The organism is Subtercola endophyticus, assembly GCF_021044565.1.
In the GTDB taxonomy this organism is placed as follows: Bacteria; Actinomycetota; Actinomycetes; order Actinomycetales; family Microbacteriaceae; genus Subtercola; species Subtercola endophyticus.
The window spans coordinates 1,412,975-1,437,987 of record NZ_CP087997.1 but is presented as its reverse complement, the minus strand read 5'-3'; the positions used below and the strand labels follow the sequence as shown (position 1 = coordinate 1,437,987).

Here is a 25,013-nt window from a genome sequence, read left to right as displayed (position 1 = left end):
CTGCTCTGAACTATTTCAGGATGTAGATGACGAGGAAGAGGCCGATCCACACCACGTCGACGAAGTGCCAGTAGTACGACACGACGATGGCGCTGGTGGCCTCACGGTGACCGAAGTTCTTGACCGCGAAGGCGCGGCCGATCATCAGCAAGAAGGTGAAGAGACCCGCGGTTACGTGCAACGCGTGGAATCCGGTGGTCAGATAGAAGGCCGAGCCGTAGGCCGAGGAGCTGATGGTGATGCCTTCTTGCACCAGGTTCGAGTACTCCCAGACCTGGCCGGAGACGAACAGCGCACCGAGGATGTAGGTGAGGAAGAACCACTCGACCATGCCCCACTGCGTCGGCTTCCACCCCGTGGCCCGCGCCTGCAGCCGTTCGGCGGCGAAGACACCGAACTGGCAGGTGAACGAACTCGACACCAGGATCAGCGTATTCACGGTTGCGAACGGTACGTTCAGGTGACCGGCTTCGGTGTTCCAGAGTTCAGGCGAGGTAGACCTCAGCGTGAAGTAGATCGCGAACAGGCCGGCGAAGAACATGACTTCGCTGCCCAGCCAGACGATCGTGCCGACGGCCACAACATTGGGCCGCTGCACCAGGGGTGCGGTGGAGGTTTGGGTCAGCGATTGGCTCGTCACGGTTCCATTATGTCCGATTTCTTATCGCGCGTTTCGCATTTGCCACAGGTTGTAGAAGTCGGTGTCGGCGTGTCTTGCTGCACACACCCTTTAGGATCGCTGATATGTCGTCTGAACAGAGTTGGCCTCACATAATTTCGTCTCTTCTGGAGCACGAAGACCTGTCTGTCTCCGACGCCACGTGGGCCATGAACGAGGTGATGTCGGGCCTGGCGACACCCGCGCAATTGAGCGGATTCCTCGTCGCTCTGCGGGCGAAAGGCGAGACGGTCGATGAGATCGTCGGCTTTCGAGACGCGATTCTCGAACACGCAGTCGAGTTGTCCGTCGATCCGATGGCCCTTGACATCGTGGGCACAGGAGGTGACAGATTCGGCACCGTGAACATCTCGACGATGTCGTCGATTGTTGCTGCTTCCACCGGCGTGCCGGTCGTCAAACACGGCAATAAAGCCGCGAGTTCGCTCTCGGGTTCTTCTGATGTGCTGGGTGCGCTCGGCGTCGATCTCAACCTCGACGCAGACCGTGTCGCTGCCGTGCTGGGCGAGGCGGGCATCACATTCGCGTTCGCCGCCAAGTTCCACCCCGGCTTCCGGCACGCCGCTCTTGTGCGCAGTGAACTCGGCATTCCGACGGTCTTCAACTACCTCGGGCCGCTGTGCAATCCGGCCAGGCCCGAAGCGTCGGCCGTCGGTGTCGCTCAGCTCGACCGGGTGCCCCTCTTCGTCGGAGTGTTTCAGACCCGAGGCGCGACGGCGCTGGTGCTGCGGGGCGACGACGGTCTCGACGAGTTGACCACCACCGGCCACAGCCACATCTGGGAGGTGTCGCGGGGCGCCGTCACCGAACACGACATCGAGCCGCGCGACCTGGGCCTGAAGCGCAGCAGCATCGATCAACTGCGGGGCGGGGATGCCCACGCAAATGCCGAGACCGTGCGGCGGGTTCTCGGCGGCGAACCTGGTGCCGTTCGCGACATTGTGCTTCTGAACGCCGCAGCAGGGCAGGTCGCCTTCGATCTGGCTCGCGACCCTTCAGAGGTGCAGCGCGGCATGGTGGAGCGCCTCACCGAGCGCATGCAAACGGCCGCCCAGGCGATCGATTCCGGGGCGGCCGCTGCGAAACTCGACCAGTGGGTCGCGGCCACCCAGAGCTGATCTGACGATCGGCGGCCGCGACCTGCGTGTCAGGTCAGGATGGGCAGCAGGGGGATGGCGACGAAACCGGCGATGACGCCGCCGATAATTGGGCCGACGACAGGAACCCAGGAGTACGACCAGTCCGAGCTGCCCTTGCCCTTGATGGGCAGAATGAAGTGGGCGATGCGCGGGCCGAGGTCACGGGCCGGGTTGATGGCGTAACCGGTCGGGCCACCGAGGGAGGCGCCGATGCCGATGACCAGAAGGGCTACTGGCAGGGCTGCGAGAGCGTCGAGGCCGCCGCCGCCCGAGTTGCGGGAGAAGCCGATGACGACGAAGACCAGTACGAAGGTGCCGATGATCTCGGTGACGAGGTTCCAGCCGTATGAGCGGATCGCGGGACCGGTCGAGAACACGCCCAGCTTGTTGGCCGGCTCAGGCTCCTCGTCGAAGTGCTGCTTGTAGGCCAGCCACACGACGACAGCACCGATGATGGCGCCGATCAGCTGTGCCCCGATATAAGCGATGACCGTGAGAAAGTTCACGTCGACCTGCGAATTCGCCCCGCCGAAGTGCGTCGCGCCGTTCGCGACGAGTCCGAGCGTGACGGCAGGGTTGAGGTGAGCGCCAGAGGCGTACGAGACGATGACACCGGCGAAGACCGCGAGGCCCCAGCCGATGTTCACCATCAAGAAGCCCCCGTTGAACCCCTTTGTCTTGGTCAGAGCGACGTTGGCGACGACGCCGCAGCCGAGCAGAACCAGCAGGGCTGTGCCCACCAGTTCCGATACGAAATCAATTCCTAGATTGTCCACGTTGACCTCTCAGATTTGAGCTAGTTCGATCGTGCGATCACTCTACTCGCGAGCATCCAAATGGGCGTAGGTTTGTGGTCGAGCACCGACTGTCGTGTCGGCTCGAATTACTCGAGATGAAGGATTTTTCAATGAAGAAGCTCATCAACGATCCGAAGAACGTCGTCGACGAGGCGGTGGCCGGTGTGGCGGCAGCCCACGGCGACATCGTGGTCGTTTCTACAGATCCGCTCTACATCGTGCGCAAAGACGCGCCCGTGTCGGGTAAGGTCGGACTGGTCAGCGGCGGTGGCGGTGGCCACGAGCCGCTGCACGGCGGTTTTGTCGGCTACGGGATGCTCGATGCCGCCGTTCCCGGCCCCATTTTCACCTCTCCCACACCCGACCCGATTCTCTCCGCGACCAAGGCGGTCGACGGTGGAGCAGGTGTTCTGCACATCGTGAAGAACTACACCGGTGACGTGCTCAACTTCGAGACGGCCGCCGATCTGGCCGGTGCCGACGACATCGAGGTACGCACGGTCATCGTCGACGACGACGTCGCGGTGAAAGACAGCCTCTACACGGCGGGTCGTCGCGGTGTTGCGGGCACGGTGCTGGTCGAGAAGATCGCCGGTGCGGCAGCTCAGCGTGGTGACGACCTCGACACCGTCGCGGCCATCGCCACCAAGGTGAACGCGCAGACGCGTACTCTCGGCATCGCCCTCACCGCCCCGACCGTGCCGCACGCCGGAGAGCCGAGCTTCACCCTCGCCGACGACGAGATCGAGATCGGCATCGGCATCCACGGCGAGCCAGGCCGCGAGCGCATCAAGCTCGAGCCGGCCGACGCGATCGTCGACCGCATGCTCGCGCCGATTCTCGAAGACCTGCCGTTCGAGTCGGGCGACGAGGTTCTGCTCTTCGTGAACGGTATGGGTGGAACGCCGCTGGTGGAGCTGTACATCCTCTTCCGCCGAGCCGCGGAGGTGCTCGCTGAGAAGGGCATCGTGGTCACCCGCACGCTGGTCGGTAACTTCGTCACCTCGCTCGAGATGCAGGGCGCGTCGATCACGGTTTCGAAGCTCGACGACGAACTGACCGAGCTGTGGGATGCCCCTGTGCAGACCGCCGCTCTTCGGTGGGGAAGGTAGAAGAAGTGAGTTTGGGCATCACCTGGGTAACGGACTGGATCAGGCAAAGCGCGCGCGTCGTCTCTGAGCACAGAGTCGAACTGATCACCCTCGACCGAGAGATCGGTGACGGCGATCACGGCGAGAATCTTGACAGAGGGTTCACCGCCGTTCTGGCCAAGCTCGACGACCTGCCGCCAGATTCCGTTCCAGGTGATGCTCTAAAAATGGTGGCGACCACGCTGATCTCCACCGTCGGAGGAGCCTCGGGTCCGTTGCTCGGAACGGCCTACCTCAAGGCGGCCGGCGCGGTCGGCAAAGAGCCCGAACTCGATGGCGCGGCCATCGTCGCGATGCTGACGGCCGCGCGTGACGGCGTCGTGCTGCGCGGCAAGGCCGTCGTCGGCGACAAGACCATGGTCGACGCGTGGACGCCGGCGGTCGATGCGGCCGCGGCCGCACTCGCCGATGGCAAGAACGAGGTCGAGATTCTCGAGGCAGCGGCCGACGCGGCAGCCGAGGGTGCGAAGTTGACCGAACCGATCGTGGCCCGCAAGGGTCGTGCGAGTTACCTCGGCGAGCGGGCCATCGGGCATCGCGACCCCGGTTCGCAGTCGTCGGCACTTCTCCTGCGCGCCGCCGCCGACACGGCTGCTGCCGATGTCGCCCGCACGGCCGAGGGTTCAGGCGCCTAGCGTGCCGGGAACAGACGGAAAGGTCGGGCTGGTCTTCGTTTCGCACAGTCCGAAGATCGCCGAGGGTCTCGTCGATCTCGCTTCGCAGATGGCACCCGCAACATCTCTCGCCGCGGCGGGTGGCACCGACGAGGGGGGCATCGGCACGAGCTTCGACAAGGTGTCGGCCGCAATCGGTGAGGTGGATTCGGGCGTGGGCGTCGTCGTGCTGGCAGATCTCGGGTCAGCCATCCTGACCGCCGAGACGGCGCTCGACTTTCTCGACGACGACGTTCAGGCGCGCGTGCGCATTGTGGATGCCCCGCTGGTCGAGGGCGCGGTGGCAGCCTCGGTGACAGCGGAGACGGGCGGCTCGCTCGCCGAGGTGGTGGCTGCGGCGGAGACGGCTCGCGGTGCATCCGGAGCCGTGCCCGGGCCCGACGCAGCCGCGGCACCCGCAGATGACGACGCGCTCCGTCGAACGGTGACGATCGTGAACAAAGACGGGCTGCACGCTCGGCCCGCGGCCGAGTTCGTGAAGCTGGCGAATACGTTCCCGTCGAAGGTGCTGATCAACGGCAAGGATTCGAAGAGCCTGCTCGGCATCATGTCGCTCGGCTTGATTCGCGGCACCACCGCGACCCTCACCACGGACGACCAGGAAGGCAAGCCCGCGCTCGACTCCCTGGCCGCCCTCATCGAAAGTGGCTTCGGCGAGGCCTGACCTGAATAGGCGCGGGCGAACGTTCGAGCAATCAATGCGCCGCGCATAGAGCGAGCGCCCGTTCAGGGCGCCCGCTGCGCGCCGCTTATTTCTTGGTGGCGGTGCGGTTCTCGGCCGAGACCATCCAGGCGTACTGCTCGAGCGCCTCGATGACGGCGTGCAGAATGTCGGCGCTGGTGGGGTCGGCGTCGTCGACCGTGTCGTGCACATCGCGCATCGTCGCCACGACCGACTCGATGCGAATCGTCACGAGGTCGACCGTTTCGGCGGTGTCGATTTCGCCATTGGGGTACTCCGGCAGGGTGGTCGTGGCCGCGACCGTGTCGCTGCGACCATCCGGAACCGCGTGCAGCGCGCGCATGCGCTCGGCGACCGTGTCGCTGAACTCGCGAGCCGAGTCGATGATCTCGTCGAGTTGCAGGTGCAGGTCGCGAAAGTTCTTGCCGACGACGTTCCAGTGCGCCTGCTTGCCCTGAATGTGCAGTTCGACCAGGTCGACGAGCACCTGCTGCAGCGCGTCGGTCAGCGGCTTCGGCGCTTTGAATCCGCGCTCGACGCCCTGGCGGCGGGTGCTCTTCGGGCCGCCATCGGATGGAACGTGAACATCTCGTTCGATCGTTGAGGTTGACATGTCAGCTGCCTTTCTGTTGGGGAGGGAATGATTTCAGATGGTGGCGACGGAGCCGGAGTCGACGCGGTAGTTCGAGCCGTTGACGAAGCTCGCGGCCTCGGAGCACAAAAACGCGATGACGTTCCCCACCTCGTCGGGCTCGCCTCGGCGCTTGAGTTCCATGTACGGCCGCTCTTCGTCGAGAAAGCTCGTGATGGCTTTGTCGACGCTGGTGCCGAGCTGATCGGCGCGCTTTTTCATCATCGCGTCGGTCATCGGGGTGTGGATGAACGCGGGAGACACGCAGTTGACCAGAAGCCCCTCGAGCGCATAGCTGCGTGAGAGCCCCTTTGCGAGCGCCAGAATGCCGGCCTTCGCCGAGCAATACGGAATCTCGTCGTCGTAGGGCTGTACCGCATCTTCAGACGCGACGAACACGAGCCGGCCCCAGCCGCCCTTTCGAAGCGAGGGCAGGAACGCCTTGACCAGGCGCACGGGCCCCATGAGGTCGACGAGAATCGTGTTGGTCCAGCCCTCGTCGGTGATCTCGTGAAAGAGACCTTGAGCGCCGGTGATTCCGGCCGACTGCACCAGAATGTCGATGTCGCCCACGGCATCGGTCACGCTCTCGTGCAGGGCAGCGATCGAGTCCACGCTGGTGAGGTCGGCGGAGAACGCGAAGAGCTTTCCCTTGTCGGCCTTCAGCTTCTTCGCCGCCTCGTCGAGGCTCTTCTGGTCTTGATCGGTGATGACGACCGTCACGCCTTCGGCGAGCAGCAGCCGGGCGGTGTGCCAGCCGATTCCCGAGTCCGCGCCAGAGATGAGTGCTTTCTTGCCTGAAATGCCGAGATCCATGTCTTCGAGGCTACGCGCGGCTTGTCAACCCGTCATGTTGGGCGGGGATGGTTGACAACAGGCGTGATGTGATGGTTCTATGAGCGATTTCGTGGCCGAACCGACGGTGTTTCGAACGTCTGGGGCGATTCTCGGCGAGAGCCTGTTCTTCGACGGCGCCGAGTCGATGTTCTGGTGCGACATCACCGCGGGGCTGGTGCACCGCAGCCCGGTCGGCGGAGCGGTCGACGGCTCCGACGACGAAACGTTCGCGCTGCCGGCTCCGGTGGCGTCGTTCCACCCGGCGGTGATCGCGGGGGAAGCGGGTTTTGTGGTCTCGCTCAGAGATCGCGTTGTTCTCACCGATTCGGCGTTCGTCATCGTGCGCGAACTCGCGACGATTCCGCACGCCCACGCCGGCCTGCGCCTCAACGAGGGCAAGGTCGACCCCGCCGGCCGCTGGGTGACCGGCTCGATGAACCTCACCACGGGTGAACCCGACGGCGCGATCTACTCGGTGGATGCCCGTTCCGGCCCACCCACGCTTCGAGTGCTTCGAGGCGGCCTCGGTGTCGCCAACGGGTTCGAATGGTCGGCCGACGGCGGCACCTTCTACTTCACCGACACGAGCGTCGAAACCGTCTACGCCGGCGGATACACGTCGAGCGGCGACGTGAGCGAAGACATCGTGCTGCTGCACGGCGGCCCACACGACGGCCTCACTCTCGACACCGACGGCAACTTCTGGGGCGCGCTCTACGGAGAGGGCGCGGTGGTGAAGTACAGCGGCACGGGAGAGGAGATCCTGCGGGTCGAACTGCCGACGCCCAACGTCACGTCGGTCGCCTTCGGCGGTGCCGGGCTGTCGACGCTTTTCGTCGCGAGCGCGCGGGAGAACCTCACCGAGCAGCAGCTGGTCGAGCATCCACTCTCGGGCGCCCTCTTCAGCATCGACACCGGCACGACGGGCCGACTGCCGAATACGTTCCTGACCACCTGAATCAGCTAGAGCGCGTTCTCTTGCCCGTTGCCTTCGGCTGGTTGCGGGTGAGCTCTTCGATGGTGATCGCCGCATTGATGAGGGCGAGGTGGCTGAGGCCCTGCGGCAGGTTGCCGAGGAACGACGAATCCGCCGGGTCGATCATCTCCGAATACAGGCCGACGTCGTTCGAGAGGGCGACCAACTCGTTCATCAGCTGCACGGATTCGTCGTGCCGGCCGACGCAGACCAGCGCCGACGCGAGCCAGAACGAACAGGCCACGAAGGCGGCCTCTTCAGCCTCGACACCGGAGTAGCGGTAGACGAGCGCACCGTCGGTGAGTTCTTCGATGATGGCGTCGATGGTCGACGACATGCGCGGGCCGCGGTCGAACCCGCTCGGGCCGTGCAGCAGCACTGACGCGTCGAGTTCGTCGGTGCCCGGGTAGGCGACGTAGCTCTGCTTCTTCTCTGACCAGCAGTGCACCCGCACCCACTCTTCGATGAGGCTGCGCTCGGCGCGCCAACGGGTCGCGTCGCCGGGAATCTGGCCGAGTTCGCAGAGCTCGATGGCGCAGGTCAGCGCCTGCCAGCAGCCCATCTTCGACGAGGTGTAGTGCCGCGCGTCGCCCAGCTCCCAGATGCCGGCGTCGGGGCGGCGCCAGGCGTCGCAGGTGCGGTCGGCGACGGCCGCGAGCATCCGCCCCGTGTCGGCTTCGAGCACGTTGCCGGCCTCGACGTAGAGCTTGATCACGTCGAAGAGGTCGCCGAAGACGCCGAGCTGCAGTTGAGTGCTCGCGGGGTTGCCGACGACGACGGGGCCGCGATCTTTCCAGCCCGACACCGAGTGCTCTTCGACGGGCCCGGGCAGCTCTCCGTCGAGGGTGTAGAAGACGTGCAGTTCGGGGCCGTGCCGGCGAATGGTCTTCAGCAGCCACGACACGGCCGCGTGTGTCTCTTCACGCAGGCCGAAGCGGATGAGCGCGTGCAACATGTATGCCGTGTCGCGCACCCAGGCGTAGCGGTAGTCCCAGTTCTTTCCACCGGTCGCGTTCTCGGGCAGCGACGTCGTGGCCGCAGCCGCGATCGCACCGGTGGGGCTGTAGATGAGCAGCTTGAGCGCGAGCGCACTGCGGGTGACGGCCTCGGCCCACGGCCCGTTGTACGAGAACTCGCGCGACCAGTTCTGCCAGTTCGCTATGGTGCGGTCGACGCTGTCGATGACGTTGTTCGGGTCGGGCAGGTGCAGCGGTTCGTTGGCGGTGCCGACAACGGTGAGCAGGTGCCGCGAGGTGCCCGACGTGCTGAACCGGCCGACCATGGCCCGGTCGCCGCCGCCGCGGGGGCCGTGGTCGACGCCGCGCACGGCGATCATCACCGAATCGACCCGTATTACCGACCCGTGCGGCGACTTCTGCACCCACGGTGAAGCGGTGGCGAGGCAGGTTCCCGGAGCCACCTTCCAGCGGAAGCGAACAGTGCCCTCGACGCCGTCGATGCGCCTCGCGAGTTCGGCCCAGGGCAGCCGGCCGGCGACGCCGGTGACCAGCGCATCGGTGACCGTAGCGACGCCGGTTTCGGTGGTGAACGTGGTCTCGAGCACGTTGGTGCCTTCGACGTAGCGGCGCTTCGCGGTGAACGGCTGGGTGGGGGTCAGCTCGATCGACCCGCCCTCGGCTTCGTCGAGCAGACGGGCGAAAACCGGCGTTGCGTCGAGGTTCGGAATGGGAAACCAGTCGACGCTTCCGTCGAGGGCGATGAGGGCGACGGTTCGGCCGTCGCCGATGGCGCCGTACGAGCGCAGATCGACGTAACCACGCCGTCTGATGGGGGTGGTGGCCGTCTCGGCGTCGGTGGTGAGGGGCGGATGTTCGGGTGCAGCAGCTTCGTTGGCATGCTTTCTCGGGGCAGAAGTCACGCTCTACCGTACGACAAGTTTGCCGGGGCCTAACTGGGTGCGAAGGTAACCCGCAAATCCACCCGGACTTCGGCCCCACAGCCGGCCCGAGGTCACGACCTCGGCCGCGGCGCTGGCGACGACGCGAGCCTCGTTCGCGGCGCGCAGTCGGGTCACGAGGTCGACGTCTTCGTGCTCGGCGAGCGGCCGGAACCCTGCGGCGTCGAGGTACGTCGAACCGCGTAAACCGAGGTTTGCGCCGTGCACGTCGCCGCGCGCCACTCCCGGTTCGTGCAGCTGCAGCCAGGCCTCCACCTGTTCAGCGTCGAGCTCGGCGAAAGTGGGGCGAACGGTGCCGATCACGACGTCGGCTCCGTGTTCGGCGAGGCCCAGCTGCGCCTCGAGCCAGTGCTCGGGAACCGTGGAGTCCGCGTCGGTGTTGGCGATCCACAGCTGCTCGGGAGCAACGCCGAGGGCCGCAAGGGCCGCAAGAGCGTGCTCGACCCCGCGGGCTCGTGCGAGACCGACGTTTCCGCCGGGCGCCTGCAGCACGATTACGTCGTCGAACTCGTGAGCGATGTGACCGGTACCGTCGGAACTGCTGTCGTCGACCACGACGGTCACCACGGGCATCCGCGTGCCGAGGTGGCGCACGGCTTCTTCGACCGAACGCAGGCAGTCGGCGATCAGGGCGGCCTCGTTGCGAGCGGGCACGACGACGGCCACGCCCGCGATGCGGTCGTTCGACCCGTCGGCTTTCACACCAGCCCCGTCTCGGCGGCGACGGATCGCGGGTCTGGTGAATACACCTCGAGCAGAAAATCCTCTTCGTGGTGCTGCACCAGCCTGCTCCAGCCGGTGCCCTCGGCGAAGGCAGCAATGCGCGCGTGTACCTCGTCGCCGGTCTGCAGATAATCGCTCACCGGGTGCCGCCAATGGCAGGCGATGAAGTGGCCGTCGGACGAAAGCGCGGTGCCGAAGCGATCGAGCACCGCATCGAGAGTCGACTCGGTGAAGTAGTAGCCGACCTCGGAGAACACGATGAGGTCGTAGGGCCCGTCTATCGGCGATGTTGCCGCGTTCGCCACACGGAACGTGACGTTGGGGGCTGCGGCGAGGCGTTCCCGGGCCTTCTCGACGGCGGCGGGTGCGATGTCGACAGACAGTAGGGCGGCGACGCGGGGTGCGAGCTGTTCGGTGAGTACGCCGATCGAGCAGCCGACCTCGAACCCCCGGGAGTAGCGCTGCCGGGGAAGAGCGGCGAGGGTAGCGGCACGTTTGCGTTCTTCGTACCAGCGGTCGGTGAACCCCCAGGGGTCGGGCGAGCGGGCGTAGGTGGCGTCGAAGTACTCGGCCGGCATGGCTACGGCGCTCGAGGTGGCAGCGGGGGTGCCCGAGGTGGTGGTCGGTGAGGGTGTGATGGTCGCTGTGGCGTCGGAACGGGCATCCGGAGTCGTCGTGGCGGCCCGAACAAAGATCTCATCGTCGCGGTCGAAGTTGGCGAGAAAGGTGGCGTGCAAGAGGGCCTCGTCGCCAGGCGCCGGGCTGAGCGGCTCTGTCTGTGAGCGGTGAGCCGAGATGGCCCGGTCTTTCGAGAGGGCGCTCCAGTCGCTGAGGGGGAGGCTGACGAAGTCGGACCACGGCGTCTGCGGTGCGTCGGGCGAACCCCAGTGCCAGAGCCAGATGGGGTATTCGAGCAGCTCGAGGCCATGCTCGTCGGCGAGCGTGGCGCAGAGCTCGCCGATGACGCGGTGATCGGGATGTTCGTCTCCGCGCCAGGGCGCGGCGAGCAGTGTTCGGGCACCCGACGAGGCTGCGGTTGCCCCCTCGCCCACGATCGACGACAGCACGCGCACCAGTGCTGCGTGAACGGCTTCGGGACTGTCGGCCAATGTTCCGTCGCCGAAGCCGAGCTCGACGATGGGCGTTCCCGGCCCGAGTAGGTCGACCGCTTCGCGCACCTCGCGTGAGCGTGCTGCCGCGAGCCCCTCGGCGTCGAGCGTGGGGGAGCCGGGGTGCGAGGCGTCGCCGTTCGTCACGATCACCACGGTGACCGCGATCTCCCGGGCGAAACACTCGGCGATGAGTCCGCCCGCGCCGAGGGTCTCGTCGTCGGGGTGGGCGGCGACCACGATCAGCCGGTCGACGGAGTCGAGAGTCAGCTCGGGCAGCCCGGCCCAGCGCGCGTCGGCCGCCCATTCTGCCCGGGTGGTTCCAGGCTCGCGGGAGTCGAAGGTCACCACGGCCGTGCACCCCCCTCGCCAGGCGCGAGCAACTGCTGACCGAGCGCCGCGTCGTCTTTCTCGGCGTGGTGCTGGCGCACGTACAGTTCGAGGTCGGCCACGCGCTTGGCGTGCACCGCGTTCTGCGCGAGCGGTGCCGGCCCGAGGGCGTGGGCGACATGCAGCAGCACCGATTCGGATGCCCGGGCCACCGTTGCTCGCACCCGATTCGCGAGCAGACCCCCGTGGGCGCCCGTGGCGGCACCCGCGTCGACGAGCGCCGCTGCTTCGGCGAGGGCGCGGCGGCAATCGTTGAGCTGGGCATCCACTGCGCCGAGGTGCATCAGCAGCAGCGGGTCGGGCGCCGGGCGTGCGTGAGCTGCATCGAAGAGCGTGCGCGCAACACCGACCACGCCGCCGTACCAGCACGCGGCGACGCCGACGGCGCCCCACCAGAACCCCGGGCGGGTGAGGTACCAGCCGGGGGCGCCGACGGGCTGCGCGGGCACAGCCTCGAAGCGCACCGGCCCGCTCGGAATCTCGCTGAGCCCCCGTGGGTGCCATTCGCCCGGAAGCACCGTCACGCCGGGGTGGCGCAGGTCGACGGCGAACAGTTGCCGCGCTGGGGCGGCAGAATCGAGTGCGGCAGCAGCGATTGTGGCGGCATCGAGTGCGCCAGCATCGAGCGTGGCCGTCACGAGTGCGCGGTCGAGGCGATCGGCGAGTGAGCACCACGGCTTGAGGCCGCTGAGCGAGAAGGCGCCATCGGCCGTTCGGCTGGCGGTCACCGGCGCTCCGCCGCCGCCTTCCGAGGCGAACACGCCCCAGGTAGCACCCGCAACGGCGTCGTCCAGGCCCCAGGTAGCACCTGCAACGGCGTCGTCCAGGCCCGAGGTGGGCTCGTAACCGGAGCCGGACTCGGCGAGAATCGCCAGCGCGTCGAGGTGCGGCTCGAGGGCCCGCGCGCTGCCGAGGTCGTGGGCGCCTACGGTCGCCAGCAGCTCCCAGAGCCGTTTCGTGCGTCCGATGCCCGGGCGGATGCCCGTCGCGCCGATCACGCGAGCCAAGGCGAGGGCGTCGGCCACGGTCGGGGCGGGCACGTCGAGCAGCCTCTGCAGGGCATCCTGAACCTGTGGCTCGAGCCCGGTCGGCTCCGGCCCGGTCGGCTCTGGACCGTTCCTCTCGAGCCCGTTCCTCTCGAGCCCGTTCGTCTCGAGCCCGTTCGTCTTTGGCGCCGCTGCTGCAGAACGAGGCCCGAACGTCACGAGAGAATCGCTCAGCTGCATGGTGCACCCTCCTCCCGGATCTTCACTGTAGGGGGTCGCCGGGCGCGGTGAGGAGGCCAGGCTGACCCCTTGCGCCGGGCCCGATTTTGCGTCATACGAGCACAGGAAGCCGTCGTCAAGCCCCCACCACCGGAATCCGTTCAGGCGCGGCGCTCGGTCATGATGGAGCAATGCCTGCACCCGAACCCCGTTCTCTGCCCTATCCGCTCGGTGTCACCCTGCTCGATGGCGCGATCTCGTTCGCCGTCTACTCCGAGACGGCCGACTCTGTCGACTTCTGCGCTTTCGCCGACGACGGAACCGAGACCGCCACGCGCCTCACCGAGCGAACGGGTCACGTCTTTCACGGCATCGTGCCCGGCGCCGGCATCGGTACTCGCTATGGAATCCGCGTCGACGGCGCGTGGGATGTGGCGAACGGCCTGCGCCACAACAAGCACAAGCTGCTGCTCGACCCGCACGCCACCGCCATCGAGGGCGACTATGACTGGGGCCAGGCGCTGTTCGGTCACGACATGAACAACCCCGACGAGCGTGACGACAGCGATTCGGCGTCTTCTATGCCGCGCTGCGTCATCACCGACCCGTCGTTCGACTGGAACGAGGGCGGCGCCGATGTCGCTCCGCGCACGCTGCTGTCGGAGACGATCATCTACGAGACGCACGTGAAGGGGTTCACGAAGCTGCACCCGGAGGTGCCAGAAGAGATTCGGGGCACGTACGCCGGCCTCGGGCATCCTGCAGCAGTGAAGTACTTCACCGACCTCGGCGTCACCGCCGTCGAACTCATGCCGGTGCAGCAGTTCGTACAAGACTCGCACCTGCTCGAGAAGGGCCTGCGCAACTACTGGGGCTACAACAGCATCGGCTTCTTCGCCCCGCACGGCGACTACGCCGCAGCCGGCGACGGCGGAGGCCAGGTGGCCGAATTCAAAGCCATGGTGAAGTCGCTGCACGCGGCCGGCCTCGAGGTGATTCTCGACGTGGTGTACAACCACACCGCCGAGGGCAACCACCTGGGCCCGACGCTGTCGTTCAAGGGCATCGACAACGAGGCGTACTACCGCCTGGTTCAGGATGACCGTGCCAACTACTTCGACACGACCGGTACGGGCAACAGCCTGAACGTCTCGCACCCGACCGCTCTCGGCCTCATCATGGACTCGCTGCGCTATTGGGTGACCGAGATGCACGTCGACGGATTCCGCTTCGACCTCGCCACCACGCTCACCCGGCAAGGCGGCGAAGCCGAGCTGCACAGCGCTTTTCTCACGCTCATCGCGCAAGACCCGGTGCTCGCGCCGGTGAAGATGATCGCCGAGCCGTGGGACACGGCGGGCTATCAGGTCGGCGGTTTTCCGGCCGACTGGTCCGAGTGGAACGGCAAGTTCCGTGACGACGTGCGCGACTACTGGCTCGGCACCGACGGCATTCTCGGCACGCTCTCGCAGCGTGTGCTCGGCAGCCCCGACGTCTACGAGGCCGACCGCCGCTCCCCGCTGTCGAGCATCAACTTCGTCACCGCTCACGACGGGTTCACCCTGGCCGATCTCACCTCGTACAACCAGAAGCACAACGCGGCGAACGGCGAAGACAACAACGACGGCGAGAGCGACAACAAGTCGTCGAACGGCGGAGCAGAAGGCCCCACCGACGACCAGGCCGTGTGCCAGCGCCGTGACCTCGCGCGCCGCAACTTTCTGGCCACGCTTCTGCTCTCGGCCGGTGTGCCGATGATCTTGGGCGGCGACGAGATCGCCCGCACGCAGGGCGGCAACAACAACGCCTATTGCCAAGACAACGAGATCTCGTGGTTCGACTGGGCCGGGGCCGACACCGAGCTGCTCGAGTTCACGAAGCAGCTCATCTCGTTGCGCCGCGAGAACCCCGCGCTGCATCCGGCCTGGTTTCGGCAGGCACCAGAAGACGGCGGCGACGACACCGTGGTGATCGACCGCTCTGACGCCGAGGGGTTCAGCGCCGAAGACTGGAAGAATCCGGATGCCCGTTCGATCGCCTTCGTGCTCGAACACGAGGGTGCCGATTCTTTCGCACTGCTGCTCAATGCCGCCGCCAACGGTGTCGAGTTCCAGGTGCCGAGCGCACCCGGCGCGGAATGGGAGCTCGCTCTCTCGAGCGACCCCGGTCAGCAGGTCGAGGGCGAGGTCACGACGCTCATCGTCGCCGGCACCTCCTTCACCCTGTTGCGCAGCCGCACCTGACCCGCTGACGCGCACTTCGGCGCAACCGCTGCAGCTCGAGCAGACGCGGATGCTCCGAAGTGCGCGTCTGTGTTGACCGGGCCCGCGCGAACGGCAAGGGTGGGGTGATGTCGATACTCTCGGATGCGCTCGCCGCCCTGCACAAGCCGAGAGCGCCGTTGCTGCACGTCGCCGTCGACCAGGGATCGGGCCCGCCCGTCATTCTGGTGCACGGCATTGCGTCTTCGTCGGCGACGTTCCATTACGTGATTCCGCTGATCCAGGCCGGTCACCGGGTCATCGCCATCGACATTCTCGGGTTCGGCGAGTCGCCTCAACCGCCCGACGCCGAATACACCATGTACGAGCACGTCGACGCCCTGGCGGCGACCATCCACTCCCTGCACCTGCGCGAACCGTTCGTTCTGGTGGGTCACTCGCTCGGGTGTCTCATCACCTCACGATTCGCTTCGACGCATCCGAAGGTGGTGACCCACCTCGTGCTGGTCAGCCCGCCGATCTACCTGAACCCCATGGAGATCGGCGACCCGAAGCTGCGAAAGCGCGTGTCGGGCTACCTGAAGATCTACGACTATCTGCTGCAAAACAAAGACTTCACCGTCGCCAGGGCCGCAGTGGTCTCGCGCATGCTTCCCGTGCAGCATGTGCTCGAGATCACCGAAGACAACTGGGTGCCATTTGTGAAGTCCATGCAGCACTGCATCGAGGTGCAGACCATCATCAGCGACCTCGCGCACGTCGAAGTTCCGATCGACGTCGTGTACGGCCGGTTCGACGAGTTCATCGCCCCCGGCAGCATCGCCATCATCGAGAAGATGCGCGGCGTGACGGTGCACATGGTTCAGGCATCAGACCACATGATTCGAACGCCCCTCGCGCGCGTGGCGGCGGCGGCCATCAACGCCGACCCCGAGAGTCTGGCTGTCACCTGAAAGAGGGCCGAAACGTGACGTGCTGACGTAGACTGAGCCGCCTACAGAGCGAGGTCGCATGACCCTTCAGGATTACGTACGTGTTCTGAAGGCGCATTGGGCGGCCCTCCTCGTCTTCACCCTGGTCGGTGCGCTCACGGCCTGGGGGTGGACGTTTCTGCAGACGCCGGTCTATTCGGCGAACTCGACCGGCATCGTGAGCATGGTCTCTGACGGCACTATCGGCGAGTCGGTGGCGACGGATGCTCTTGCGAAGTCGAAGGCGACCACATTCGTCGCCGTGGGGCAGTCCCGCGCCGTCGCCGACATCGTGATCGGGCAACTGGGTCTCACCGACTCCGCCGAGTCGGTGGCAGACCGCGTCACGGTGACGAACACGAAAGACACCCCGACGATCAACATCTCTGCGAGAGCCTCGAGCGGGGTGAGAGCCAAGCAGCTCGCCGACGCCTGGATCGTGGGGATGGCCGCACAGATCCAGACGATCGAGAGCAAGACGGTCACCGCCGGATCCACCACCGTCACCGCAGAGCCCGCCACCTTTCTCGAGCCGATCGAGGCGGCGGTCGCCCCGCAGAGCCCGATCTTTCCGAACACCCGTATCTCGGTGCTGATCGGCGCGCTGCTCGGGTTGATGGTGGCGCTGGTCTACGCCGTGGTGCGCAACGTTCTCGACCGGCGAATCAGGTCGGCCGCGATCATCCAGCAGCATTTCAGGCTCTCGGTGGTCGGCACTCTTCCGCGCGACAAGGCCCTCAGCGATCTCAGCCGGCTCACCTCCGGCGACGGCACGGTCGCCGGGTCGGTCGCGACGGCGCAGAGTCGCGCGCTCGGCGAAGCTTTTCGTGAGCTGCGCACCAATCTGCGTTTCATGCACATCGACGACCCGCCGCGAGTCATCGTCGTCACGAGCCCGTCGCCGAACGACGGCAAGTCCACGGTCACGGCCAACCTCGCGATCGCACTGGCGGCGGCCGGGCAGAAGGTCGTGGTGGTCGACGGGGATCTGCGCAAACCGATGGTGGCGTCGTCGTTCGGCGTGGTCGGGGGAGTGGGTGTCACCGACCTGCTCATCGGCAGTGCCGAGGTTCAGGATGTTCTGCAGCCCTGGGGCGATTCCGGCAACCTGAACGTGCTGGGCGCCGGGTCGATTCCGCCGAACCCCAGCGAGTTGCTCGGCACGAAAGGCATGAACCTGCTGCTGCGTCACCTCGCCGAAGACGCAATCGTGCTGGTGGATGCTCCGCCCCTGCTGCCGGTGACCGACGCGGCGATTCTCGCCGCTCAGGCCGACGGCGCCCTCGTGGTGGTCTCGGCGGGCCGAACGACCATCGACGAACTCGAACGGGCGGTGGCCGGCATCACTCTCACCAACGGCAAGGTTCTGGGCATCATCCTGAACCGCGTGCCGCACACCGGCGCCGACGGGCGCAGCTACGGCTACTACCACGGCGGCTACACGTCGGCCGCGGCCGCGGCCGCGGTCCCGGTCCCTGCCCCGGCCGTAAGACCGGCTGCTAGGGCAGTCTGATCGGATTCGCCGACAGGGTGACCGCGGCGTTCGTCGCAAGAAGTCGGCCAGTCACCGTTGCCCGGGCTCCGGCGGTGACCGCCGCGCCGATGAGCGCGGTACCGACGAACGCCGAGTCGGCGCCGAGGGTGACGGCGCCGGTGGTCACCCAGAAGATGCGCGAAGCACGTGCGCCGCCACTCAGCACCATGGAGCTCGACGCGGCGGTCGTGAAGGCTCCGCCGGTGACCAGAATGAACGACGCCGACGGATCGCCGCCGGCGTCGAAGGTGAGCACCCCCGTCAGACCGATGGCTGCCGCCAGTCGATACACTCCGGGCAGCAGGGTGACTCCGCCGAGTGCGCCGGGTAGTGCAGCGGTGGCGGGCAAGGCCGTGGCCGTAGCCAGCGCCGAACGGGTGTCGGTCTCGGCCTGTGCGTTGCTCGCTGCAGAGCCGAACAACGCCTGAGCGGCTGGAGAGAATCCGGTGAGCGCAGCGCCGGGCTCGAACCCGATGGCGCCGTCGAACGTCGATGCGCCTCCCGTGTCGGTGAGTGCCGCCTGGCCGATCAGGGTGTAATCGGTGGCCGCTCCGAGATCGATCTGGTTCGTGGTGGCGAAAGGCAGCGAGACCTGGTTGTTGCCGACGTTCGTGTCTCCCCCCGACCCGGCTGTGATGGTCGCCGTGGCAATGGCAGAGACGAGCCGCGCCGGAGCAAGCGCGATCTTCCAAGTGCCCGTCAGCGTGGTCGAGCTCGAGTGGGCGGCGATGCCGCTGGTGTAGGTGAAGGCGAAATGGTCGTCGGTCTGCTCCACGGTCCAGCCGTCGACGGCATCGGCGACGAAGGAATCCGAGACGCCCGTCAAGCCGTTCGCCGCATTGAGCCGCGTCACGAAAACCGCGATCGGGCCGGTGGATGCCGCGCCGCCCACCTCCGAGATCGTCAGCGTGAGCGGGCTCGAGCCGCCACCGCTCGGAATCGATGACAGTGTGAGGGCCGTGGCCGCGAGGCTGAAGTCGGTGATCGGCCCGCTGGCCGAAGCGGCGGGTGCGGCGATGGCGAGCACGACGACCGGAACGCTCCAGGCGGAAACGGCGAGTACCGTTCGACGGCCGACGATCTGCCGGGTTATGGATGGCGGATCGAGTGACATTTCAGCTCCAAGCGCGAAGGCTTGTGATCTGCAGTGTGCCAGAGTCCGACGTTTCGCTCAGCATGTCACACCCGAGGGGCGGAACCTACGATCGGCGGCGGATCGGGCATCCGGTGCCCGACCGGGCACGGCGGCGTTACTGCAGCGCAGACGTCAGGCGTGCGAGGTTGTCGAGGATGGTCGAGCGCAGCGGCTGCCTCAGCCACTCTTCGAGCGTGAGTTCGCGGCTCAGTTCGCGGTACCCGTCTTCGACAGCGCGCATATCGCGCACGAAGCTCTCTCCGCGCACCATCAGCGAGATCTCGAGGTCGAGATTGAACGAGCGGATATCCATATTGCTCGAGCCGATGACGGCGATCTCGTTGTCGATCGTGAAGTGCTTGGCGTGCAGAATGTACGGCGAGCGGTAGAGCCAGATGCGCACCCCCGCCCGCAGCAGTGCCTCGTAGTACGACCGTTGCGCGTGATAGACGCCGGCCTGATCGCCGATCTCTGAGACGAACAGTTCGACCTCGATGCCGCGCTGAGCCGCTGTGGTGATGGCGTAGAGCATCGAGTCGTCGGGCACGAAGTAGGGCGATGTGATGATGACCTTCTCTTGGGCGTAGTACATCAGCGCCAAGAACAGCCGCAGATTGTTCTCTCCTTCAAAGCCGGGGCCGCTCGGCACCAGCTGGCAATCGAGCGCGTCAGGTGACGTGTTGACGAGTTCGTCACCGATCTCCACGGTCTCGCGGGCGAGCAACTCGTTCGTCTCGCTGTACCAGTCGGTGATGAAGATGGCGTTGATGCCGCTCACCACCGGCCCCTCGACACGGGTCATCAGGTCTTGCCACTGCAATCCCCGCCTGATGTTGCTCTTCTTGTTGTAGCTGCGATCGATGAGGTTCTGCGACCCCATGAACCCCACCCTGCCGTCGATGACGAGCAGTTTGCGGTGATTGCGCAGGTCGGGCCGCTGCCATTTGCCCTTCAGCGGCTGCACCGGCAGCATGAACTGCCACGTCACTCCGATGTCGGTCAGTTTCTTGAACGTCGCGCGGTGAGTGGATGTTCGTACCGACGCGATGTGGTCGAGCAGCACCCGAACGGTGACCCCCCGCTTCACCGCCGCCTCGAGGGCGTCGAAGAAGTCGGCCGTCACCGGGTCGAGGGCGATGATGTAGAACTCGCAGTGCACGAAGGTCTTGGCGCGCCCGATCTCCGCGGTCATGGCGGCGATGGATGCGGCATAGTCGCCGATCAGCGTTGCCGTGTTGCCGCCGACCAGCGGCATCGCTCCCAGCTGCCGGTTCAGTCGCACCACCGAACGCAGCCAGGTGGGCCACGGCTCCTCGTCGCTGACGAGCTCGATACCCTTTGTGGTCTCGATGATGAAGCTGTTGATGGCCGCTTGCTTGTCGCGCCGTTTTTTCGGCAGCTTGTAGCTGCCGATCAGCAGAAAGAACAAGACGCCGATGTAGGGAATGAGAAAAATCGCCAGAAGCCACGCCATCGCTGCGGCCGGGCGTCGGTTACGGGGCACCACGATGATCGCGGTGATACGCACAGCGAGGTCGACGAGCAGGGCCGCCACGATGACGATGATGGTGATCTGATCGCTGGTCATGCGCGGGCCCCCCGGAGTCGTGGTTCGTGAATGATGCCATCGAGGTAGAACCAGCGGCCGCGTTCGGCGACAAAACTGCTCGTCTCGTGAAGTGCGCTCGCGCGGGCGTCGAGGCGTGACCGAGCGACGAATTCGACCGTGCCGGTCTTTTCGAGCATCCTGCCGCCCGTTCGAGACGCATCGCCCACGGCGGCGAACGCGGGGGTGGCCGGGGCGGTCATTCTCCCATTATGCGGTGCGGAGGGCCGGGCGCGCGGTTAGAGGTCGGTCAGCCCCGAGCCGAGAATCACGACGCCGATCATCAGCATGATGAGTACGGTGACGATGCGGCTGTTGCGGGTGATCCACGAGCGCGCAGACAGCAGGCGGGGCTGCATCTTCTGCGGTGCGGCAAGCGTCACGATGATGGGTGCGGCGACAGTCGACGCGCCGATCACCGTGTAGATGGCGATCGCTACGGCGGCCTCTGCGGGGTCGATTCCGGCGGTGTGCAGGCCCAGGCCGGCGGCGATGCCCAGCAGAAGGCCCTTCGGCCGAAAGTTGAGGGCGAACGCGATTCCGAAGGCGGGCAGAGCGCCGAACGAGCCGATGGCGCGAAGCCATTTCGGGTCGTCGGCGGCCGGCGGCTTGCCCCGAGCTCGGCGCCAGGTGATGAACGAGAACACGATCATCGCGACGCCGAGCACGATCTCGACGATTCCGATGGCGAGAGTGGGCTCTTTGACGGACTGCTCGGGCAGGGCCTGGGCGAACAGCGAGACGAGCGAGATGACCAGCGCGATGCCGAAGACCCAGCCCACCAGAAACGGAATCGCGGCGCGATTGCGTTTAGGAGAGATCAGAATGACGATCGTCGCCGTGATCGGCACCGAACTCAGGGCCACGGCGACAGCGATCGGCAGCAGATGTCCCAGAGCCTGGAGCATGCGGCGGGTTCCCCTTTGTGACGAAAGCGGTTCGTGGGTGCTGCGCCGCCGAGTCTTACTCCAGGGCCGAGGTCAGTCGGGCCAATCCGTCGAGCGCGGTCGACTTCAGCGGTTCTCTGTTCCACTCATCGAGTGTCAACAGACTACCGATCTCACGATAGTGCGCTTCGACAGCGCGCATTTCATCGACGAATGTCTTTCCGTGCACCAACAGCGAGATCTCCAGGTCGAGAAGGAACGACCTGATGTCCATGTTGCTCGAACCGATCACCGCGATGTCGTCGTCGATCGACAGGTGCTTCGCGTGCAGAATGTACGGGGCCGGGTAGCGCCAGATCTGCACCCCTGCCTCGAGCAGTGGCCGGTAGTACGAACGCTGCGCGTGGAACACGGGAACCTGATCGCCGATCGCCGACACGAACAGCTGCACCTCGAGACCACGCTTGCACGCCGCGATGATCGCGTCGAGCATCGACTCGTTGGGCACGAAGTACGGGCTCGTGATGATGACCTTCTTCTGCGCCGAATACAGCAGCGCCAAGAAGAGCTGCAGGTTGTTCTCACCCTCGAAGCCCGGTCCGCTCGGAACCACCTGGCAGTCCAGGGCGTCGGGGCCCGAGGATGCCGCGACCTCCGTGACTCTGACGCGCTCGTTCTCGATGACCTCGTCGGTCTCCATGTACCAGTCGCTCAAGAAGATCGCGTTGATGCCCGAAACGACCGGCCCCGTGACGCGGGTGATCAATTCCTGCCACTGCAGGCCGCGCTTGATGTTCTTGGGGGAGTTGTAGCTGCGGTCGATGAGGTTCTGCGAACCCATGAAGGCGACCCGGCCATCCACCACCACCAGTTTGCGGTGATTACGCAGATCGGGGCGCTGGTACTTGCCCTTGAACGGCATGACGGGGAGCATCCAGCTCCACTCGACACCGATGCGATCGAGCTCGGCGAACGTCTCGGTGCTCTTCGGAACTTTCTTCGACGAGATGTGGTCGGCCAGCAGGCGAACTTTTACTCCGCGTTTCACCGCGTTCTCCATCGCGGTGAAGAACGGTTTCGTGACCGAGTCGAACGCGACGATGAAGTACTCGACGTGCACGAACGTCGTCGCGGTGTCGATCTCGGCCGCCATCGTGACGATACCGCCGTTGTAGTCGTCGATGAGACGGGCCGTGTTTCCGCCGACGATCGGTACGGCTCCCAGATTCTGATTCATGAGCGTGACGTTCTCGAGCCACTGCGGCCACGTCGAGCGGTCGGAGACCAACTCGACGTCGGGCACCCCGGCGGCGATCATCTCGTTGATCTTCACCTGCTTGTCGCGGCGCTTCCTCGGCAGTTTCGAACTGCCCAAGATCAGAAAGAACAGTATGCCGAGGTACGGAATGAAGAAGATGGCGAGCAACCAGGCCATCGCCGCGGTCGGTTTACGGTCGCGCGGAATGATGATGAGCGCGGCTATCTTCACGGCGAGGTCGACGACGAAGAAGAGAATCGATACGAGCAGGGTGATCTGCTGAGAATTCACGCGAACCCGCCTTCTGTAGGTGAGTCGAGTATGGCATCGGGCCCGGCTTGCCAACAGACGATGTCGGCACCGCGCGACGTTTCTCATCCGGAAGGTGGGAGACAAAGCCTCGTCGACGCGCGGCCAGTGCCCGGGAGCGTTGTCGAGTCCGGTACAGTCTCTGTGTTCGAGAATCGGACTGTGAGGGGACTTTCGAATGACTGACACGGTCGACGACGTCGATGCGGCCGAGCCCGGGAGTGCACGCACCGGCATCACGAACGGCATCGCAGCAGTGAGCGGCCGCTACCCGCGAGGAACGGTCATCCTTGTCGGCCTCGCTGCGGCCACCGTCACCGCGATCGGTCTGAGTGGCATTCGCGGCATCTTGGCGCCCACCCTGCTCACTCTCATCCTGACGATCTGCGCGCACCCGGTGCGTACGATGCTGGAGAAGCGCGGTGTGCCGCACGGAATCGCCACAGGGTCGGTCATTCTCGTCGTGTTCGGGCTACTGGCCGGTTTCACCTACACGCTGGTCATCGCGTTCGCCCAGTTCGCGTCGATGCTGCCTCAGTATTCCGACCAACTCACTGCCGCGGGCGCGAGTATCACGACCTGGCTGGCCAGTATCGGCATCGATCCGGCGCAGATCAGTCAGATCACCAGCAGCATCAACCCGGGCACCATCGTGGCTGCGGCGCAGGGCATCCTCGGCAGCGTGTTCAGCATCACGACGTCGCTTGTCATCGTGCTGACGTTCATGATTCTGATGTCGGCCGACGCGGTCTATGTGCCGACGATTCTCAAACAGCTCTCGGAGCGACAGCCGCACTTCGTGACCGCGCTCGGCGAATACGCCTCGAACGTGCGTCGTTACATGGTGGTCACGACCGTGCTGGGCGTGACACAAGGCGTGCTGAGCGCGCTGGCGCTGTGGATCATGGGTGTGCCGTCGGCGTTGCTCTGGGGCATTCTGGTGTTTCTGTGCAGTTTCATTCCGAACGTCGGATACTTCTTCGCACTGATTCCGCCGATCGTGTTCGGGTATCTCGTGGGCGGCTGGGGCATGGTGATTGCGGTGATCGTCGTGTACGGCATCATCAACGCCGTCGTGCAGTCGATCATTCAGCCGCGGGTCGTCGGCAGCGCCGTGTCACTGAGTCAGACGCTGACCTTCTTCTCCGTGTTGTTCTGGGCCGTGATCATCGGCCCGATCGGCGCCATTCTGGCGATTCCGCTCACGCTGCTCGGCAAGACGCTGCTCGTCGACTCCGACCCGGCGTCGCGCTGGACTCGGCCGGCGCTCGGGCCGACCGCCGAGACGAGGGCGCTGATGCGCGCAGACGATGCCGCAAGTAAGGCGGCACGCAAAGTGAGGCGAGCCGAGAAGGTTGCTGCGAAGTCAGGTGAGGCCACGTCTTCGGGCGGCGCAGCCTCGTAGAGTTGAGCACTATGCAGGTCGACGCCATCATCATCACGGCCATGGACGACGAGGCGCAGCCTTTTCTCGATCGGGCGACGGAGGTCGGCGAGGCCACGCGGGTGGGCCATGCAGTGTACCGACGGGTCACGCTCGCCGGGCATCCGATGCTCGTCGTGCGCAGCGGAATCGGGCTGGTGAACGCGGCGGGGGCAGCGACATCGGCCATTCTGGCGACACAGAGCGACGGCGTCGAACCGCTCGTCATCAGCGCCGGAACGGCCGGGGGAGTGGGGCCCGCCGTTCGGGTGGGCGACGTCGTTGTGGGCAGCGACTACGTGAATGTCGATGCCGACGCACGTGTCTTCGGGTACGAACTCGGCCAGGTGCCGAAGATGCCCGCCCGGTACAGCGCGCTCGCGGCGCACCGTGAGGCCGCGGATCGCGCGGTGCTGCGGGTAGCCGACGTCAGCGCGAGCGTGCATGTCGGTCTGGTCGTCTCCAGCTACTCGTTCGTCACTGCTGAGCGCGCTGCCGAGATCATCGGGCAGTTTCCCGGTGCCCTCGCCACCGATATGGAGTCGGTCGCCATCGCTCAGACCTGTCACGTGTACGGGCGCCCCTTTCTCTCGGTGCGAGGTATCTCCGACCTCTGCGGGCCCGTCGCCGGCTCTGACTTCGTGAGTCACGTCGACGACGCGGCCGATCGCTCGGCCATCGTGACCATCGCCCTGTTCGACGAGTTGTTGCAGCCGACGGCAGCAGTCGATGTCGGCAGTGGGCGCTAACGTCATTG

The 25,013-nt window shown here is 65.8% G+C and carries 23 protein-coding genes; 10 read left to right on the top strand and 13 right to left on the bottom strand.

Features of this window, described 5'->3' with window-relative positions; all coding sequences use genetic code 11:
• Positions 1–10: 10 nt before the first annotated feature.
• Positions 11–640 (bottom strand): aa3-type cytochrome oxidase subunit III, encoded by a 630-nt coding sequence (ctaE, locus tag LQ955_RS06825; RefSeq protein WP_231027422.1) that lies wholly within the window; start codon positions 638–640, stop codon positions 11–13.
• A gap of 104 nt (positions 641–744) precedes the next feature.
• Between ctaE and trpD the strand changes: the two genes are divergently transcribed.
• Complete coding sequence (gene trpD / locus LQ955_RS06820) at positions 745–1,797, top strand: anthranilate phosphoribosyltransferase (protein ID WP_231027421.1); 1,053 nt, start codon at positions 745–747, stop codon at positions 1,795–1,797.
• 29 nt (positions 1,798–1,826) lie between these two features.
• Here trpD and LQ955_RS06815 read toward each other — a convergent pair whose 3' ends face one another.
• Positions 1,827–2,594, bottom strand: coding sequence for an MIP/aquaporin family protein (locus LQ955_RS06815; RefSeq protein WP_255713716.1), 768 nt, complete (start codon positions 2,592–2,594; stop codon positions 1,827–1,829).
• 131 nt (positions 2,595–2,725) lie between these two features.
• Between LQ955_RS06815 and dhaK the strand changes: the two genes are divergently transcribed.
• From dhaK to dhaM, 3 genes are read left to right on the top strand one after another with little or no spacing between them, the layout of a single operon-like run.
• Positions 2,726–3,727, top strand: coding sequence for a dihydroxyacetone kinase subunit DhaK (dhaK, locus tag LQ955_RS06810; RefSeq protein WP_231027420.1), 1,002 nt, complete (start codon positions 2,726–2,728; stop codon positions 3,725–3,727).
• A 5-nt stretch (positions 3,728–3,732) separates the two neighbouring features.
• On the top strand, positions 3,733–4,401 hold the full coding sequence (dhaL, locus tag LQ955_RS06805; protein WP_231027419.1) for a dihydroxyacetone kinase subunit DhaL: 669 nt from the start codon (positions 3,733–3,735) through the stop codon (positions 4,399–4,401).
• 1 nt (position 4,402) lies between these two features.
• Positions 4,403–5,104 (top strand): dihydroxyacetone kinase phosphoryl donor subunit DhaM, encoded by a 702-nt coding sequence (gene dhaM / locus LQ955_RS06800; RefSeq protein WP_231027418.1) that lies wholly within the window; start codon positions 4,403–4,405, stop codon positions 5,102–5,104.
• Between the two features lie 85 nt (positions 5,105–5,189).
• Here the strand turns inward: dhaM and LQ955_RS06795 are convergent, their stop codons facing one another.
• Together LQ955_RS06795 and LQ955_RS06790 are read right to left on the bottom strand one after the other, a co-directional pair.
• Complete coding sequence (locus LQ955_RS06795; RefSeq protein WP_231027417.1) at positions 5,190–5,735, bottom strand: Dps family protein; 546 nt, start codon at positions 5,733–5,735, stop codon at positions 5,190–5,192.
• A gap of 33 nt (positions 5,736–5,768) precedes the next feature.
• Positions 5,769–6,569, bottom strand: coding sequence for an SDR family NAD(P)-dependent oxidoreductase (locus tag LQ955_RS06790; RefSeq protein ID WP_231027416.1), 801 nt, complete (start codon positions 6,567–6,569; stop codon positions 5,769–5,771).
• A 79-nt stretch (positions 6,570–6,648) separates the two neighbouring features.
• On the opposite strand from LQ955_RS06790, the gene LQ955_RS06785 reads away from it, so the two are divergent.
• Positions 6,649–7,548 carry an SMP-30/gluconolactonase/LRE family protein gene (locus tag LQ955_RS06785; protein WP_231027415.1) on the top strand — a complete coding sequence of 300 codons (900 nt, stop codon included), beginning with the start codon at positions 6,649–6,651 and terminating at the stop codon, positions 7,546–7,548.
• A gap of 1 nt (position 7,549) precedes the next feature.
• On the opposite strand, the gene LQ955_RS06780 is transcribed toward LQ955_RS06785, so the two are convergent.
• From LQ955_RS06780 to LQ955_RS06765, 4 genes are all read right to left on the bottom strand, one after another.
• Positions 7,550–9,355, bottom strand: coding sequence for a glycoside hydrolase family 15 protein (locus LQ955_RS06780; protein WP_231028076.1), 1,806 nt, complete (start codon positions 9,353–9,355; stop codon positions 7,550–7,552).
• A 93-nt stretch (positions 9,356–9,448) separates the two neighbouring features.
• A complete protein-coding gene (locus tag LQ955_RS06775; RefSeq protein ID WP_231027414.1) occupies positions 9,449–10,186 on the bottom strand; it encodes a glycosyltransferase in 738 nt (245 codons plus the stop codon).
• Positions 10,183–11,667, bottom strand: a complete 1,485-nt coding sequence (locus LQ955_RS06770; protein ID WP_231027413.1) for a bifunctional PIG-L family deacetylase/class I SAM-dependent methyltransferase — start codon at positions 11,665–11,667, stop codon at positions 10,183–10,185. Before LQ955_RS06770 ends, LQ955_RS06775 begins: the two co-directional genes overlap by 4 nt.
• Positions 11,661–12,932, bottom strand: a complete 1,272-nt coding sequence (locus LQ955_RS06765) for an acyl-CoA dehydrogenase family protein (RefSeq protein ID WP_231027412.1) — start codon at positions 12,930–12,932, stop codon at positions 11,661–11,663. Before LQ955_RS06765 ends, LQ955_RS06770 begins: the two co-directional genes overlap by 7 nt.
• Positions 12,933–13,102: 170 nt before the next feature.
• Here LQ955_RS06765 and glgX point away from each other — a divergent pair, with 170 nt between their 5' ends.
• The 3 genes from glgX to LQ955_RS06750 all read left to right on the top strand — a co-directional run bounded on the left by glgX (position 13,103) and on the right by LQ955_RS06750 (position 17,617).
• Positions 13,103–15,154, top strand: a complete 2,052-nt coding sequence (glgX, locus tag LQ955_RS06760; protein ID WP_231027411.1) for a glycogen debranching protein GlgX — start codon at positions 13,103–13,105, stop codon at positions 15,152–15,154.
• Between the two features lie 107 nt (positions 15,155–15,261).
• The gene (locus LQ955_RS06755; protein ID WP_231027410.1) at positions 15,262–16,086 is read left to right on the top strand and encodes an alpha/beta fold hydrolase; all 825 of its coding nucleotides are present in this window, start codon (positions 15,262–15,264) and stop codon (positions 16,084–16,086) included.
• A 58-nt stretch (positions 16,087–16,144) separates the two neighbouring features.
• Positions 16,145–17,617, top strand: a complete 1,473-nt coding sequence (locus LQ955_RS06750; RefSeq protein ID WP_231027409.1) for a polysaccharide biosynthesis tyrosine autokinase — start codon at positions 16,145–16,147, stop codon at positions 17,615–17,617.
• Here the strand turns inward: LQ955_RS06750 and LQ955_RS06745 are convergent.
• The 5 genes from LQ955_RS06745 to cls (LQ955_RS06725) all read right to left on the bottom strand — a co-directional run bounded on the left by LQ955_RS06745 (position 17,604) and on the right by cls (LQ955_RS06725) (position 22,815).
• Positions 17,604–18,752: a DUF3494 domain-containing protein gene (locus LQ955_RS06745; RefSeq protein ID WP_231027408.1), complete on the bottom strand. Its 1,149-nt coding sequence runs from the start codon at positions 18,750–18,752 to the stop codon at positions 17,604–17,606. The two genes, LQ955_RS06750 and LQ955_RS06745, sit on opposite strands and share 14 nt — an antisense overlap.
• 136 nt (positions 18,753–18,888) lie before the next feature.
• A complete protein-coding gene (gene cls, locus LQ955_RS06740; RefSeq protein ID WP_231027407.1) occupies positions 18,889–20,361 on the bottom strand; it encodes a cardiolipin synthase in 1,473 nt (490 codons plus the stop codon).
• Positions 20,358–20,582 (bottom strand): YchJ family metal-binding protein, encoded by a 225-nt coding sequence (locus tag LQ955_RS06735; protein WP_231027406.1) that lies wholly within the window; start codon positions 20,580–20,582, stop codon positions 20,358–20,360. Before LQ955_RS06735 ends, cls (LQ955_RS06740) begins: the two co-directional genes overlap by 4 nt.
• Before the next feature lie 36 nt (positions 20,583–20,618).
• A complete protein-coding gene (locus tag LQ955_RS06730; protein ID WP_231027405.1) occupies positions 20,619–21,287 on the bottom strand; it encodes a GAP family protein in 669 nt (222 codons plus the stop codon).
• Between the two features lie 55 nt (positions 21,288–21,342).
• Positions 21,343–22,815, bottom strand: a complete 1,473-nt coding sequence (cls, locus tag LQ955_RS06725) for a cardiolipin synthase (RefSeq protein ID WP_231027404.1) — start codon at positions 22,813–22,815, stop codon at positions 21,343–21,345.
• Positions 22,816–23,011: 196 nt separating this feature from the next.
• Between cls (LQ955_RS06725) and LQ955_RS06720 the strand changes: the two genes are divergently transcribed.
• Both LQ955_RS06720 and mtnN read left to right on the top strand, forming a co-directional pair.
• The gene (locus tag LQ955_RS06720) at positions 23,012–24,238 is read left to right on the top strand and encodes an AI-2E family transporter (RefSeq protein WP_231027403.1); all 1,227 of its coding nucleotides are present in this window, start codon (positions 23,012–23,014) and stop codon (positions 24,236–24,238) included.
• Positions 24,239–24,249: 11 nt separating this feature from the next.
• The gene (gene mtnN / locus LQ955_RS06715) at positions 24,250–25,005 is read left to right on the top strand and encodes a 5'-methylthioadenosine/S-adenosylhomocysteine nucleosidase (protein WP_231028075.1); all 756 of its coding nucleotides are present in this window, start codon (positions 24,250–24,252) and stop codon (positions 25,003–25,005) included.
• The last annotated feature ends 8 nt before the right edge of the window (positions 25,006–25,013 follow it).

What these genes read in the sequence shown, in the direction of transcription:
- trpD (WP_231027421.1), top strand. Translation starts at nt 745, where the DNA reads ATGTCGTCTGAACAGAGTTGGCCTCACATAATTTCGTCTCTTCTGGAG.
- dhaK (WP_231027420.1), top strand. Translation starts at nt 2,726, where the DNA reads ATGAAGAAGCTCATCAACGATCCGAAGAACGTCGTCGACGAGGCGGTG.
- LQ955_RS06795 (WP_231027417.1), bottom strand. Translation starts at nt 5,735, where the DNA reads ATGTCAACCTCAACGATCGAACGAGATGTTCACGTTCCATCCGATGGC.
- LQ955_RS06790 (WP_231027416.1), bottom strand. Translation starts at nt 6,569, where the DNA reads ATGGATCTCGGCATTTCAGGCAAGAAAGCACTCATCTCTGGCGCGGAC.
- LQ955_RS06785 (WP_231027415.1), top strand. Translation starts at nt 6,649, where the DNA reads ATGAGCGATTTCGTGGCCGAACCGACGGTGTTTCGAACGTCTGGGGCG.
- LQ955_RS06765 (WP_231027412.1), bottom strand. Translation starts at nt 12,932, where the DNA reads ATGCAGCTGAGCGATTCTCTCGTGACGTTCGGGCCTCGTTCTGCAGCA.
- glgX (WP_231027411.1), top strand. Translation starts at nt 13,103, where the DNA reads ATGCCTGCACCCGAACCCCGTTCTCTGCCCTATCCGCTCGGTGTCACC.
- LQ955_RS06755 (WP_231027410.1), top strand. Translation starts at nt 15,262, where the DNA reads ATGTCGATACTCTCGGATGCGCTCGCCGCCCTGCACAAGCCGAGAGCG.
- LQ955_RS06750 (WP_231027409.1), top strand. Translation starts at nt 16,145, where the DNA reads ATGACCCTTCAGGATTACGTACGTGTTCTGAAGGCGCATTGGGCGGCC.
- LQ955_RS06745 (WP_231027408.1), bottom strand. Translation starts at nt 18,752, where the DNA reads ATGTCACTCGATCCGCCATCCATAACCCGGCAGATCGTCGGCCGTCGA.
- cls (WP_231027407.1), bottom strand. Translation starts at nt 20,361, where the DNA reads ATGACCAGCGATCAGATCACCATCATCGTCATCGTGGCGGCCCTGCTC.
- LQ955_RS06735 (WP_231027406.1), bottom strand. Translation starts at nt 20,582, where the DNA reads ATGACCGCCCCGGCCACCCCCGCGTTCGCCGCCGTGGGCGATGCGTCT.
- LQ955_RS06730 (WP_231027405.1), bottom strand. Translation starts at nt 21,287, where the DNA reads ATGCTCCAGGCTCTGGGACATCTGCTGCCGATCGCTGTCGCCGTGGCC.
- LQ955_RS06720 (WP_231027403.1), top strand. Translation starts at nt 23,012, where the DNA reads ATGACTGACACGGTCGACGACGTCGATGCGGCCGAGCCCGGGAGTGCA.
- mtnN (WP_231028075.1), top strand. Translation starts at nt 24,250, where the DNA reads ATGCAGGTCGACGCCATCATCATCACGGCCATGGACGACGAGGCGCAG.